This window comes from Psychrobacter sp. D2, from assembly GCF_013608135.1.
Lineage (GTDB): Bacteria > Pseudomonadota > Gammaproteobacteria > Pseudomonadales > Moraxellaceae > Psychrobacter > Psychrobacter cryohalolentis.
Window position 1 is genome coordinate 136884 of sequence record NZ_JACDXZ010000002.1, and the last position, 12924, is coordinate 149807.

A 12924-nucleotide genomic window follows, 5' to 3' on the forward strand; every position below is an offset into this window, starting at 1 on the left:
GAGAATAGTTTAACAAGTTTAATAAAACAAAACATCACATTAAAAACTTTTAACTGGATTAACCATAGAATTCGCGTATAGTTTGTCAGGTAGCCCCGATAGTGTAAGGGTTAATAGATGCAAATCTATAAATAAATTTAAATTAATGAAACTTTAATCAATCAAAAAAAGGAGCCACTCATGGCGTCTATTATCAATCAAGAAATCCCAGAATTTTCAGCAGATGCGTTTGTAAATGGTGAATTTAAAACCATTACTTCAGAAGACGTAAAAGGCAGCTGGGCAATTTTCCTATTTTACCCAGCCGATTTTACCTTTGTTTGCCCAACTGAACTTGAAGACATGGCAGGCCATTACGACGAGTTAAAAGGTTTAGGCGTAGAAGTGTACTCAGTATCGACGGATACACATTTCACCCATAAAGCATGGCATGATTCTTCAGAAGCAATCGGTAAAGTAACTTACCCAATGATTGGTGATCCTACTGGCCGTATCACTCGTGGCTTTAACGTCATGATTGAAGAAGCAGGTTTAGCTGAGCGCGGTACATTCTTAGTAGATCCAGACGGCTTAATTCAAGTTGCTGAGATCCATGCAGGCGGCATTGGCCGTAGTGCAAAAGATATGCTACGTAAAGTAAAAGCGGCACAATATGTTCGTGAAAACGACGGCGAAGTTTGCCCAGCCGCTTGGGAAGCCGGTCAAGAAACGCTAAAACCAAGCCTTGATTTAGTTGGTAAAATCTAAGTACCTATTGCTTGGATAGTGTGAAATAAGGCAGTATCTGCTTATTCATCATACTAAATGAAGTATAAAGAAACCCCATTAACTTATGCTAATGGGGTTTTTTCTTATCTAAATTTTATAATTTTTCATGATAGCTAATGGTCTAAATAGCTATTAGTTAGGCATGAGATCCTAATTTATTTTTATCGATTATTTTATAAATCTCATCTTTTAGATGCAGCTTGCGACGCTTCATCTGCTCGATTTCTTCTTCACGGCTAGCGTGCGTGACCATATCTTTATCAAGCTGATTGATTTGCTGGTCTAGCTGGGTATGCTCATCAAAGATAGTCGCAAAGTGACTGTCTTTTTGTTTAAGCTCAGCAATAATATCTTTGTTATCTTGCCATGTATCTGTCTTTCTCATCTTGTCATCCTTGTTATGAAGCGCAAGCTTGTATAAGCATCCGCGCATGGTCTTAAGATTGTTTTGATGAATTACTATAATTATGAGACTTAGATTTTATGGAACCGAACCGTTATTTAACTGAATAACGATGAGGCTTAATGCCAGCGAATCTACTTTTAAAAAGTATGTTTGATAAACAGATTTATCGAATACTTATAAAAGTAAATCTGCCATAACACGCATAGAATTCTTCTATCCGCTTCACTCGATTGTAGCGAAAAAAATACTTAGATACTATAGTTAGTATTGATTATCATTTAGAAGTAATTTTGAAATTAAATAAAAATATTGATTTATGATAGGTTTTATAAAACATAAGGTTTGAGTTTATCCGCTTGCTCAAAACTCTCAAACCTTTGATAATAGACGTATCAAAGGTTATATGCCGCATATAAATAGCAGTATTGGCATATGACTCTTACTCATTTAAACGCGCAGCACTGATGCTGACGTTACATATTCGATAATAACAAGGAACAATTATGATAGACCAAAGCTTATTAGATGCCGTAAAGAGCTATAGCGTAAATATGACCCGCCCAATCAGCTTTGTCTTAGGTAGTGGCGAGCATAGCAAGCGTGCTGAGTTGATTGATTTTTTGAGCAAAATCGCTGGTACGACAGATAAGATTAATTTTGACGCACAAGCTAACGATGACAGTTTGCCAAGCCCAATCAGTTTTAAAGTAATCAGTCACATTGATGGTGCTTTGACGGATACAGGTATTGTCTTTAGTGGTATTCCTGGTGGTCATGAATTTACTTCATTGATATTGGCGATTTTGCAAGCGGGTGGTCATACGTTAAAACTCGATGAAGGCATTCAAAAGCTGATTAAACGCTTTAATAAGCCACTACAGTTTCAAACTTACGTGTCGCTTTCTTGCCACAGCTGCCCAGAAGTTGTGCAAGCGCTAAACCAATTCGCGCTGCTAAACGATGACATCAGTAATGAGATGATTGATGGTGCACTATTCCAAGAGCAAGTAGAAGCGAATAATATCCAAGGCGTACCAGCAGTATTCTTAAACGGCAAGCCGTTTGCTAATGGTCTGATCGACACGGCTAAATTGATTGAGAAGTTACAAGAGCAATTCCCTGATTTGTTAGCAGAAGCTGAAGATGATGCTGAACAATTAGAGCAACAAGATGTGACGATTATTGGTGCGGGTCCAGCTGGGGTTGCTGCTGCGATTTATACCGCGCGTAAAGGCTTAAAAGTCACCATGGTGGCTGACCGTATCGGTGGGCAAGTAAAAGATACGCAAGATATTGAAAACTTAATCTCAGTACCTTTAACCACAGGTGGTGAGCTATCGGTGAACTTCGAAAAGCATTTGCGTGAATATAATATTACGCTTAAAGAGCACGTCAGCGTCAAAGAGATTAGTGAGACAGCTGATGAAAACTATCGCATTCATCTAAATACTGGTGAGACCTTTGAGACGCGTAGTATTATCTTGGCGACTGGTGCTCAGTGGCGTAAGCTTGGGGTCGCTGGCGAAGAAGAAAACATCGGTAAAGGCGTGGCTTTCTGTGCGCACTGTGATGGTCCATTCTTCAAAGGTAAAGATATTGCCGTCGTCGGTGGTGGTAACTCTGGTATCGAAGCGGCATTAGACCTTGCTGGTATCGTGAAGCATGTGACCGTGCTTGAGTTTGCTGATGATTTGAAAGCGGATCAGGTATTGATTAATAAAGCCAAAGAAAAGGCGAATATCGATATCATTACCAGTGCAGCGACCCAAGAAATTAAAGCGACTGATGGTAAAGTATCGTCTATCGTATATCAAGATCGCAATAGCAGCGAGAATAAAGAGCTTGATGTTGCAGGGGTGTTTGTACAGATCGGCTTGATACCAAATACTGGGTTCGTTAAAGGCTTCGTCGATTTAAACCGCTTTGGTGAGATTGAAATTGATGAGCGCTGCCGTACGGATCGCAAAGGTATCTTTGCTTGTGGTGATGTTACGACTGTACCCTTTAAGCAGATTAATATTGCAATGGGTGAAGGTAGTAAAGCAGCATTATCAGCGTTTGAATATTTGGTTATGCAGTAAGCCAGTCTTTAATATCTTCTAAAATAAAAAGCTCCGATATCTTAATAAGTATCGGAGCTTTGTTACTTATAGACGTTAAGCAAATGCTATTTAGCCAATATCCCTTCTACAGATAGTATCTTACCTGCTTCATCTTCTTCAATGATGCGAGTTTCTTTAAGTGCTGACTTTTGCCATGCTTGGACATGGGGATTGTCTAGAAGAGTCTGGCAATATTGTTCAGTAAGCGGTGTTAAGATGATTCCTGAAGCCTTGGCATAGGTTTGCAACCGTAAAACAACAGGAGCAAAAAACGCATCAGCGGCAGTAAAATCACCAAACAAATAGCTATCTGACGATCTGTTGGTCAAACATTCTACAAAGATATGCTCAATACGGGCAATATCAGCTAAGCAAGCAGCGCTCGGACGTATTTTAGCAATCGCTCGAATGTTCATCGGCATCTCACTACGGATACCTATTAGCCCTGAATGCATCTCAGCAATGATACTTTGACAATAAGCACTATTTATTCTGTTGCTAGTATTGCTCTCAGTATTAGACTTACTCAATCCTGTCCAAATATCTAAGTCTGTCAGATAATCATTGGCATGAATGGCAATCGCTAAAGTATCCCATATCGTAACTTTTTCATCGCCTTGACCATAGATCAAAACCGGCACTTTTCTTGTTGGCGCATGTTCATTGAGAATGGGTGTCGCTGATGGATGAAACAGCTCAATCAGTTGCTCATCGAAGTCAATATTGAAAGCCTTGAGTAGTAGCCAAGCTCGCAATGACCATGATGAATAATTCTTATTACCGATGATGAGTAGCGGTTTTTTCATAATCATACTCTATAGTTTTTTGAAAAGTAGCACTTATATGCTACTTGAATTAAACGATTTTGTTATTTAGGTATTTCATTGTGCAAATGCCCATCCGATATAGACGGGCATAGCTTATAGTCTCATTAAGGCTTACTTATTCAATCAGTTTTTATTCCTAATCAGGAAAATAATCGGCAGTGCAATCACATACATTAGTACGCCATATAAGGCAGCAGGTAGGGCAATAACTGGCAATGTACTCACGCCCATAATAATAGGGGCTAAGGTAATCGCGGTCGTACTGTTTTGAATACTGGTTTCTATAGCGATGGTTTTGGTATCAAACCAGCTTAGCTGTAACGCCTTTGCCGTCAAAATACTGATGATAAATAAGGTGACAATAATCAGCACAAGCTCAAGTCCAATAGAAGCCAATTGCTCCTGTAATAGCTGCCAATTAGTAGCAATAGCAGCAAGGACGATTAAGACAAAAAAGACACTGGCTAAGCCATTTAAGATGCCGCTTCTACGCACCATAAAATCAGTGAATTTATAACGGGCGAGCATACCTATTGTCACTGGCAAGGTGGTCAATAAAAACATTACAACGCCGATTTTTACTGCACTGATAGAGCCTGCTTGGTCTTTCATAAAGTGATTGAAAGCCAAGGTGATTAAGATAGGCAGGGTCACCACTGATAATAGACTGACTACGCCTGTGAGGGCTACTGATAATGCTACGTTACCCTTGGCGTAGTAGGTGAGCATATTACTGGTCACACCGCCGGGACAAAAGCTAATCAGCATTATACCAAAGGCAATGGCAGGTGGTGGCGACATCAGTAAGACGACCGCTAAAGCCACGAGTGGTACAAAGACAACTTGGTTAATCAACCCTATAAAGAATGCTTTGGGATGAATTGCGATAACCTTAAAGTCACTAGGTTTAAGCCCTGTTCCTAAGGTAAACATAATATAAGCAAGGGCTAATGGCAGCAGAGCTAATGCGGTATTACTCATGGAACATTCCTTGTAAAGTTAACGGTTATACTTGCATTATATTTATAACGCCCACTCCTTGTGGCGATATATTGCTTTACAGCATCTAAAATATAGTCTTAAATATTATAAAAGCCCATATGTTTATATGGGCTTCTTGGTTTATTGCTTTAAATTATTGATTATGATATCAGTCGTCTAGCAAATCCATACGCTTAGCGGCTTCATAAATGCCAGTTGAGCGATTGCCCGTACGGCAGAATATCAGCATTGGTTGCTCAGCTTGATTAAAAAAGTCAGCAAACTCTTCAACATGGTTCTGATTCAGCTCACTACCAGCAAAGGACACTTCTTTATAAGCAAGTCCTGCTTTTTCGGCGGCAGCAGCAATCTCAGCACTGGTTGGCTGGTTCGGCTCTTCACCATCCGGACGATTGTTAATAATGGTTTTAAAACCATTTTCTGCAATCATTGGAATTTGGTCAGGGGTGATTTGTCCGGTGATACTTACTTGATGGCTCATAAGAGCTCCTTTTATTTTTTATATTAAAATTAAATGGATAGTACGAGAATACAAAGCCTAAGCGCAATGGATAATTTTCTAAAGATAAAGTATGTAAGCTTTATTGCCTTTTTATATCAACGCTTATAGCAGCCCTTGCATCAATGCGCTTTGGTACAACAGTTTGGCACGTGCGCCTGTACCACAAAACATCAATATGGGTTTTGGCATCGTACGATAAAAAGCAGCAAACTGCTCCACAGTCGCCATACTCAAGCGCTCATCATCAAAGGGTAAATGCTGATAATTCAAATTGGCTTTCGCCGTTGCACTGCTAAAGTCACAGCTATTAGGCTGCGAATCAACCTCAGCGTCAGGACGAATATTGAGCACAGAGCGGTAGCCAAGCTCTGCAATTTTGATACATTGGCTTGGGTAAATTTGTTTATAAATAGTTAAGTCATCGGTCATAAGTAATATCAATAAAGGTTATAAAAAAAGTAGAGGATATAATGAGTTCAAAAAAAGCGCTACAGGCTAGTGGTTTTTTTAATAGTCCTAATAATTTAGCATAACACAGCTTTTATCATATCTATATGTTATAGATAGCCATTAATTATTCTTAGCCTAATAAACAGTACAAATGACATTAATGAGTGTCTTTTAAACCATTAACTGCATCCATAGTGCTTAAATAAACGTGTCCCGATAAATCAGTAATCACCGGTGTGTGCTCAATGATGTCCATGACAGGTCCTTTAATAAAGCTAAAGCTCAAATGCTTATTTTGATTTAATAGCTCTTGATTTAAGCTGATCAGCATCTCTTGTCCGGTCAAATCGATATGATTAACTGCCGACATAATAAGAATAATCTCGCTTGCCTCTGGATATTGACGCGTGGCTTGTACCACGTGACGATGCACTGATTCGCTATTACCAAAAAACAAGCTCTCATCAATACGCAGCATCAATAGATTATGAAAGGTCACTACGTCATGACGATTGATATTACGAAAATGACCTGTCCCTGCGAGCTGCCCAACGATAGCGACATGCGGTTTGCTTGACTGCCAAATTAAGCTAGCAAATGACACCATAAGTCCAATCACGAGCCCCGTGTTTAGCCCAAATATCAATACGCCGACAAACGCGGCGATAAAACTTGCTGCATCTAAGCGGTCGCGGTGCCATGCCGACTTTAGCGTCGCTATGTCAATAAGACCTATGATAGCTGCCATGATGGTTGCGCCCAAAATTGCATAGGGCAGCGGGGCAAGCAGATACCCAAATGCTATCAAGGCAGCTATCATAACTAACACTGTGACCAAGCTCGCTAAAGGCGTTTTGGCACCTGAATCGACATTGATAGCCGTACGCGAAAATCCGCCAGCGATAGGAAAGCTTTGAAAAAAGCTACCGGCAACATTAGCCAGTCCAAGCCCTGTCAGCTCGCGATTGGCATCAAATAGCTCACCGCGCAAACGTGCATAAGTACTAGCAACAGAGCTGCTTGATACAAATGCAATAAGCGCCATCAGTCCTGCGGTCGGTAATAAATTGAGCGCTTCATGAAAGTCTGGCAGATATGGCGCTGTAAAGCTTGGCAGTCCTTGCGGTACATTACCAATCGTTGCCACACCGCTTGTCGTCCAATGTAAAACGATACTGAGAGCGATTGCAGCGGTCAGCAATATAAGAGGGAACAGGCGCTCTGCCCATTTCGCATAAGAGGCGGATAACCAAGACTGCCAAACCCATTTTTTACCATAGCGATTAAGAAGCATGAGTGCAAAGGCGCTGATACCAATTACTAGCGTCAACGGATGCAGCTGATTGGCATACATCTGCATGCTCGATAAATAACCGATTAAGCCATCGCCTGAAATAGGTATGCCAGTTAGATATTTAAGCTGGCTTATAAAGATAAGCACAGCGGCACCACTGATAAATCCAGCAGAGACGCCGCGGCTGATAAACTGCATAATCCAGCCCAATTTCAGCTGTCCTGCCAGCCACAAAATTGCACCCATCATGAGTGCTAGTAGGGCTGCCATCAATACATACTGCTCAGCGCCCTTATCCGCATAAGGATGCAGCGCGCTTGCAGTCATAATGGCGGTCACAGCAGCAGGTCCGACGGCTTGTACATTACTAGAGCCGAGCCACGCATATACCGCCACAGGCACGATAGCCGCGTATAAGCCATAGACTGGAGGCAAGCCTGCCAAGACCGCATAGCCCAAGCTTTGCGGAATAACGAGCACGCCAACGACTATCCCTGCAATGATATCGGTTGGCAAGGCAGACAGCTGGTATTGACGTAACCAAACAGGTATCAGTCGAGTGGTAATAGAGGGCATGGCAGTACGTCCTCACAATAAAAAATGTTCATGAACACCAGAATTTAATCAATGAGATTTAGCCAATCATCTATGCCTCAGCAGGGGCACAAAAACGCTGATACAACAGCTCTAGTACGGCTAATGCATCATCACTAGCGATACTATAGTAAATCTGCTTGCCTTCACGGCGTGTCGTCACTAGCTCATCTTTACGCAAAATACCGAGCTGCTGCGATAAGCTTGGCTGCCCAACGCCAACTAAGCTTTCAAGCTCGCTGACGCAGTACTCTCCTTGAGTTAGCTGACAGAGGAGGAGCAAGCGATCAGGATGCGAGAGTGACTTAAGCAGTTGGCTGGCTTGCATTGATGCTTGCTGCATTTTTTCAGCAAGGTCTTTTGGCGCAAAGCCGTCATTGCTGTCACCATTGGTATCAAATGTGCTCAGTACTGAAGTAGAAGTGATCAGAGCGAGCTCCTTAGATAAGAGATAAAAATATAAATGGAAAAATTGTATATAACTGTATAGGGTCAATTATCAATCATATCGCCATTTATAGCAAGTTATCATTATTTACATTATATAAATTGATATATTATAAAATAATTGCTATATTGATGCTCATAGCCAATTAATAGACTTATTTTAAATACGATAGATATCGTCCTATTATACGTAACAATTCATCGAAAATTAAAACATTCATATAAAAATGGAGAGTAGCCATGCAAGTTCATTCATTCTTACATAGCGATACAGAAACCTATACCCATGTGCTCGCCGACATTGAGCAGCAAGTGTGTGCGATTATTGATCCCGTATTGGATTTTGATGTCAAGTCAGGACGTACGAATACAACGAGCGTCGATGAAGTGGTTGAATTTGTCAAAGAGCATGGTTGGGAGCTGATCTATATTATCGAAACTCACGCCCATGCTGATCATGTATCGGCAGCTATTCATGTCAAAGAGATACTTGGCGGGCAGTTAGTGATCGGTCAGCACATCACGGAAGTACAAAAAATATTTAAGCAGATTTTTAACTTTGATAGCAGTTTTCGCACCGATGCCGGTCAGTTTGATGTTTTGACCGATGATGGCGACACTTTAGCACTAGGCGGCATTACTATTACTGCTATGTATGTCCCCGGTCATACACGTGCTGACATGGCTTATCTTGCCACTGACGACGAAAAAACCGTGGTGTTTGTCGGTGATACTTTATTTGCCCCTGATGTGGGTACGGCGCGCTGTGACTTCCCAGGTGGGGATGCGAAAACTCTATACCAATCGATTACAAAATTGCTCAAACTGCCCGAAGATACGATCATCTATCTTTGCCATGACTATCCTAGTAAGGGTCGTAAACATTGTCCAACCACGACGGTCGCTGCGCAAAAATTAGGCAATATTCATGTAAAAGATGGTATCAACGAAGCAGAGTTTGTAGAGATGCGTGAGCGCCGTGATGCCAATCTTGAGATGCCAAGGCTTATTATTCCAGCAGTACAAGTCAATATCGATGCTGGTCATTTTCCAAAACATGAGAATAATGGTACACGTTATCTAAAAGTACCTATCAATGTCCTTGGGGAATAAACACCGTGTTAGTACAGTGCTGTTTCATCCAACTCATCCATGTCTTTTTATGATAATTTCATATTTATGATAATTTAACGGAGTCTTATTATGAGTGAAAAAAATGCTCATGTAGTATGCCCACATTGCCAAGCAACGAATCGTGTACCAGATTCCAAACTCAGTGCTGCACCAAACTGCGGTAAATGTGCGAAGCCTTTACTGACTGCAACGCCGCATGAGTTAAATGCCCAAACGGTGAGTAAAGTCATTCAAAAAAATGAAGTGCTGACCATCGTAGACTTCTGGGCCAGTTGGTGTCAACCTTGTCTTATGATGGCACCGGAGTTCAAGATAGCTGCCAGCCAGTTGCCACAAATCGTGTTTGCTAAAATACAAACCGATAAATATGAGCAAGCAGCGGCGCCTTATAATATTCGCAGCTTACCAACGATGGTAGCATTTAAAAATGGTAAAGAGATAGCACGGCAGTCGGGAGCGTTACCAAGCCATCAAATCGTGCAATGGGTACAAAGCTTAAAGTAGTTGTTATTGCAATAAATGCTGTCTCATAAGTCTGACTTTATTGAATTCAACAAAAAGCCAATACGTGTATCGCGTATTGGCTTTTTTATTATGCTGGATGAATTAGAGCAGTTTTAGCCTACTCACCATAAATCTTGATGCCATTAGCAAAGCTACAGCGTTGAATACGTGCTGACTGGATAATCGCATCACGTTCGCCGTATAGACGCGATAACTTGGCATCACGAGCTTTATTATTGTTGCTTTGACCAACCCCAAAACTGATATTAGGAGAGATGCCCCAGCGCCCTGCAGATATCCCAACACCCACACCTGTCGATGCTAAGGTTGATTGCTCGTTACGGGCAGCATTCACATAACTATTAACACGGATATATTCTTGATTTAATGCTTGGCAGTCATAGCTCTGATAGGTGCTTGGCGGGATATATTGCGGCGTAATATTACCCGTAGAAGCACAGCCTGAGAGACCAAAAATGCCAGCGGTTGCTAGTAATGCTGTTACAGTAAGAGTTTTCATAGCGGCTCCAGTAAGCTAATATTGCGTTTTTATTTATTTAAGATAGCAAAAATAATCTCATTAAGATATTGAAAATACATAGAATATTTCGTCATTTTCATTGCAGGAGTATTTGTGCTTATCTAAGTGCTTATCAGAATAAGTTACCCGGTTTGGTAAAGGCAAGTATCACAATACCCACATATGCTGCCCCAGCAATGAGAATACCGGTTTTTCTTTGGCTCGGTGTTGCAGTATTATTAAAGGCTTTTATACTGGCGCTGATAGCAGCCACAAGCAAGATGATTTTGGCAAATACCCATTGTACAGGTGCATTGGCGCTCATCAATTGCATCAGCATACCAACGCCCGAAAGAATTATAACAGCGTAGAGGACATGCGACGATATCTTGACCACACGTGGTGCTTGCTTATTTGCGCTTAATACCAGATAGCTTTGATATAAAAACAGCACAATCAGCAGCACGGCCATGAGCATATGTAGATGTTTCATTAAATATGGTTCCCTTTAAAATTATATTTTTCATCGATAGCATTTGATTATTTACTTGAAAAAATAAATAGCATTTAGCCTTTATTTTTTCCAGCACATAACGGGCTATCAGGGTTTTGACCTTGCCACTCTGTCGGTGTATAGGCATGAATCGCTAAGGCGTGGATTTGACCACCTTTTGAGGTTAATAATGCATCTGCCAAATGATAAACCATTTGGTGACGGGCAACCAAGCGCTTGCCTGTAAACGCTTCGCTGACCATAATAAGTTTAAAATGACTTTCTTTACCGTCAAAGTAACCGGCATGATTCATTGATTCGTTAACGAGTTGCATATGCAGCGGTTGTAATTCTTGCAACTGCTGACTAAGTGCGTCGGCAGTAGGGGTGCTACTGGTGGTAGAGGTAATGGTAGTCATAACAATCCTTTATTCTATTAAGCTTCATTGTCATTAGACAATATATCGTCACCATTATAGCAGACGCCGATATCGAGTCTGCATGGTATTGATGGAATGCATTCTATGAGTAACAGGTATAAAAAAGCAGAGCGCCACATGATGATATGGGCTCTGCTTGTCATGACTTATAAGTGTCTACTTTAAAAATTCTGCTTAAAAAACACTATTAACGACGTGCTCTTTGATAGAGCGGCATTACTTTTGGCATCAGTGACTGCAACTCAGCGATACGATTGCTACTGGTTGGGTGAGTGCTTAAGAATTGTGGTGGCTCGCCTTGGCTGGCGCGCTGCATTTTTTGCCACAAGGTAATAGCGGCTTGTGGGTTGTAGCCTGCGCGTGCCATTAGCTCAAGACCGATTTGATCCGCCTCAGCTTCTTGAGTGCGACTATGCGGACGGCTCAAACCTAGGTCACCAGCGACGTTTGCAAGCTGAGCTTGACCTTGTGATAGACCAAAAATACTGGCTGCGACACCGATACCGGTCTGAGTTGCATATTGACGCGATAGACGCTCACGTGAATGCTCACGTAAGGCATGAGACATCTCATGACCCATAATAGCAGCGATTTCATCATCACTTAAGTTCAGACGATCGATAATGCCTGTGTAAAACATGATTTTACCGCCCGGCAGCACAAAAGCATTCAAGTCATTAGATTTAATCGTATGCACTTCCCATGGCCATTTTGCCGCATCAGGGCGATAGACGCCAACTTGATTGACCAAACGGTTAGAGATATTCTTCAAGCGATTCAGCTGGGCAGTGTTGGTATCAAGCAAACGTTTTGATCGTGCTTCTTGTATCGTCTTATTATAACTCTGAGCGGATAGTTGCAATACTTGCTCACTTGATACGAGTAGCAACTGCTGACGATCAACGCCAACGGCACCTGTACTGGTCGTGCTAGTACAACCTGTTAATGCCAGTGCTGATAATGAAGCCGCCATGACTGTCGTGGTAAGTAGTTTTTTCATAGTAAACGTCCTCGCTATAAATAAGAAAATTAAAGTAAATAACAGCAATGTTGATGCAGTAGAGGTAAGGGAAGCTTATTATTGACGTTCTACTCCCTTCTCTCAATCTACTAAAACAGTAAAATTCTACCTGAACCGTCCTTGTGCATAAGTATAATTATGTTAACTGTTGAAAACCAATAGAGCAAAAGTAACAATACAAGGTAGGATTGTAAGTGGCATTCATGTATAACTCGCGGATAAATCTGCTTGAATAATCAAAAAATATGTTAAAGAGAACATTTGAGCAATTATTTATAAAAATAATTGGATATCGATGGTTAGAAAAATAAACCATAAAATCAATTGTATATGAGAATTATCGTCCTAATAAACACCTAAAAGTTGTGATATCTATAAGAAAGTTAAAAAAACCTGTTGACACGCTCAGAATATTTGCTA

At 41.1% G+C, this 12924-nt stretch carries 15 protein-coding genes; 4 read left to right on the plus strand and 11 right to left on the minus strand.

Going from position 1 to position 12924, the window contains the following annotated elements; genetic code table 11:
- Positions 1-180 precede the first annotated feature (180 nt).
- Positions 181-747 (plus strand): alkyl hydroperoxide reductase subunit C, encoded by a 567-nt coding sequence (gene ahpC / locus H0262_RS03230; RefSeq protein WP_011514393.1) that lies wholly within the window; start codon positions 181-183, stop codon positions 745-747.
- 157 nt (positions 748-904) lie between these two features.
- Here ahpC and H0262_RS03235 read toward each other — a convergent pair whose 3' ends face one another.
- The gene (locus tag H0262_RS03235) at positions 905-1153 is read right to left on the minus strand and encodes a YdcH family protein (protein ID WP_011514392.1); all 249 of its coding nucleotides are present in this window, start codon (positions 1151-1153) and stop codon (positions 905-907) included.
- Between the two features lie 524 nt (positions 1154-1677).
- Between H0262_RS03235 and ahpF the strand changes: the two genes are divergently transcribed.
- Positions 1678-3255, plus strand: coding sequence for an alkyl hydroperoxide reductase subunit F (ahpF, locus tag H0262_RS03240; protein WP_181209673.1), 1578 nt, complete (start codon positions 1678-1680; stop codon positions 3253-3255).
- 86 nt (positions 3256-3341) lie between these two features.
- Here the strand turns inward: ahpF and H0262_RS03245 are convergent, their stop codons facing one another.
- The 6 genes from H0262_RS03245 to H0262_RS03270 form a co-directional block, all read right to left on the minus strand.
- A complete protein-coding gene (locus tag H0262_RS03245) occupies positions 3342-4082 on the minus strand; it encodes a glutathione S-transferase family protein (RefSeq protein ID WP_259275387.1) in 741 nt (246 codons plus the stop codon).
- A gap of 144 nt (positions 4083-4226) precedes the next feature.
- A complete protein-coding gene (locus H0262_RS03250) occupies positions 4227-5084 on the minus strand; it encodes a bile acid:sodium symporter family protein (protein WP_181209675.1) in 858 nt (285 codons plus the stop codon).
- Positions 5085-5253: 169 nt separating this feature from the next.
- A complete protein-coding gene (locus H0262_RS03255) occupies positions 5254-5586 on the minus strand; it encodes a TIGR01244 family sulfur transferase (protein ID WP_181209676.1) in 333 nt (110 codons plus the stop codon).
- Between the two features lie 123 nt (positions 5587-5709).
- Positions 5710-6036, minus strand: a complete 327-nt coding sequence (locus tag H0262_RS03260; RefSeq protein ID WP_020444227.1) for a beta-lactamase hydrolase domain-containing protein — start codon at positions 6034-6036, stop codon at positions 5710-5712.
- Between the two features lie 178 nt (positions 6037-6214).
- A complete protein-coding gene (locus tag H0262_RS03265) occupies positions 6215-7927 on the minus strand; it encodes a SulP family inorganic anion transporter (RefSeq protein ID WP_181209677.1) in 1713 nt (570 codons plus the stop codon).
- A 70-nt stretch (positions 7928-7997) separates the two neighbouring features.
- Entirely contained in the window at positions 7998-8441 is a 444-nt protein-coding gene (locus H0262_RS03270) for a metalloregulator ArsR/SmtB family transcription factor (RefSeq protein ID WP_310502978.1), read from the minus strand.
- Between the two features lie 191 nt (positions 8442-8632).
- Here H0262_RS03270 and H0262_RS03275 point away from each other — a divergent pair, with 191 nt between their 5' ends.
- Both H0262_RS03275 and trxA read left to right on the plus strand, forming a co-directional pair.
- Entirely contained in the window at positions 8633-9505 is an 873-nt protein-coding gene (locus H0262_RS03275; RefSeq protein ID WP_181209678.1) for an MBL fold metallo-hydrolase, read from the plus strand.
- A gap of 90 nt (positions 9506-9595) precedes the next feature.
- The gene (gene trxA, locus H0262_RS03280) at positions 9596-10030 is read left to right on the plus strand and encodes a thioredoxin (RefSeq protein WP_011514383.1); all 435 of its coding nucleotides are present in this window, start codon (positions 9596-9598) and stop codon (positions 10028-10030) included.
- Between the two features lie 118 nt (positions 10031-10148).
- Here the strand turns inward: trxA and H0262_RS03285 are convergent, their stop codons facing one another.
- From H0262_RS03285 to H0262_RS03300, 4 genes are all read right to left on the minus strand, one after another.
- Positions 10149-10550 (minus strand): hypothetical protein, encoded by a 402-nt coding sequence (locus H0262_RS03285; protein WP_011514382.1) that lies wholly within the window; start codon positions 10548-10550, stop codon positions 10149-10151.
- Positions 10551-10683: 133 nt separating this feature from the next.
- Entirely contained in the window at positions 10684-11043 is a 360-nt protein-coding gene (locus H0262_RS03290) for a SirB2 family protein (protein ID WP_181209679.1), read from the minus strand.
- A 74-nt stretch (positions 11044-11117) separates the two neighbouring features.
- A complete protein-coding gene (locus tag H0262_RS03295; RefSeq protein ID WP_181209680.1) occupies positions 11118-11462 on the minus strand; it encodes a BolA family transcriptional regulator in 345 nt (114 codons plus the stop codon).
- Between the two features lie 208 nt (positions 11463-11670).
- On the minus strand, positions 11671-12483 hold the full coding sequence (locus H0262_RS03300) for a M48 family metallopeptidase (RefSeq protein WP_011514379.1): 813 nt from the start codon (positions 12481-12483) through the stop codon (positions 11671-11673).
- Positions 12484-12924 lie beyond the last annotated feature (441 nt).

Excerpts from the sequence above, each read along its gene's own strand:
- H0262_RS03300 (WP_011514379.1), bottom strand. The coding sequence starts at position 12,483 with ATGAAAAAACTACTTACCACGACAGTCATGGCGGCTTCATTATCAGCA.
- H0262_RS03250 (WP_181209675.1), bottom strand. The coding sequence starts at position 5,084 with ATGAGTAATACCGCATTAGCTCTGCTGCCATTAGCCCTTGCTTATATT.
- H0262_RS03265 (WP_181209677.1), bottom strand. The coding sequence starts at position 7,927 with ATGCCCTCTATTACCACTCGACTGATACCTGTTTGGTTACGTCAATAC.
- H0262_RS03255 (WP_181209676.1), bottom strand. The coding sequence starts at position 5,586 with ATGAGCCATCAAGTAAGTATCACCGGACAAATCACCCCTGACCAAATT.
- H0262_RS03285 (WP_011514382.1), bottom strand. The coding sequence starts at position 10,550 with ATGAAAACTCTTACTGTAACAGCATTACTAGCAACCGCTGGCATTTTT.
- H0262_RS03275 (WP_181209678.1), top strand. The coding sequence starts at position 8,633 with ATGCAAGTTCATTCATTCTTACATAGCGATACAGAAACCTATACCCAT.
- ahpC (WP_011514393.1), top strand. The coding sequence starts at position 181 with ATGGCGTCTATTATCAATCAAGAAATCCCAGAATTTTCAGCAGATGCG.
- H0262_RS03245 (WP_259275387.1), bottom strand. The coding sequence starts at position 4,082 with ATGAAAAAACCGCTACTCATCATCGGTAATAAGAATTATTCATCATGG.
- trxA (WP_011514383.1), top strand. The coding sequence starts at position 9,596 with ATGAGTGAAAAAAATGCTCATGTAGTATGCCCACATTGCCAAGCAACG.
- H0262_RS03295 (WP_181209680.1), bottom strand. The coding sequence starts at position 11,462 with ATGACTACCATTACCTCTACCACCAGTAGCACCCCTACTGCCGACGCA.
- H0262_RS03235 (WP_011514392.1), bottom strand. The coding sequence starts at position 1,153 with ATGAGAAAGACAGATACATGGCAAGATAACAAAGATATTATTGCTGAG.
- ahpF (WP_181209673.1), top strand. The coding sequence starts at position 1,678 with ATGATAGACCAAAGCTTATTAGATGCCGTAAAGAGCTATAGCGTAAAT.
- H0262_RS03290 (WP_181209679.1), bottom strand. The coding sequence starts at position 11,043 with ATGAAACATCTACATATGCTCATGGCCGTGCTGCTGATTGTGCTGTTT.
- H0262_RS03260 (WP_020444227.1), bottom strand. The coding sequence starts at position 6,036 with ATGACCGATGACTTAACTATTTATAAACAAATTTACCCAAGCCAATGT.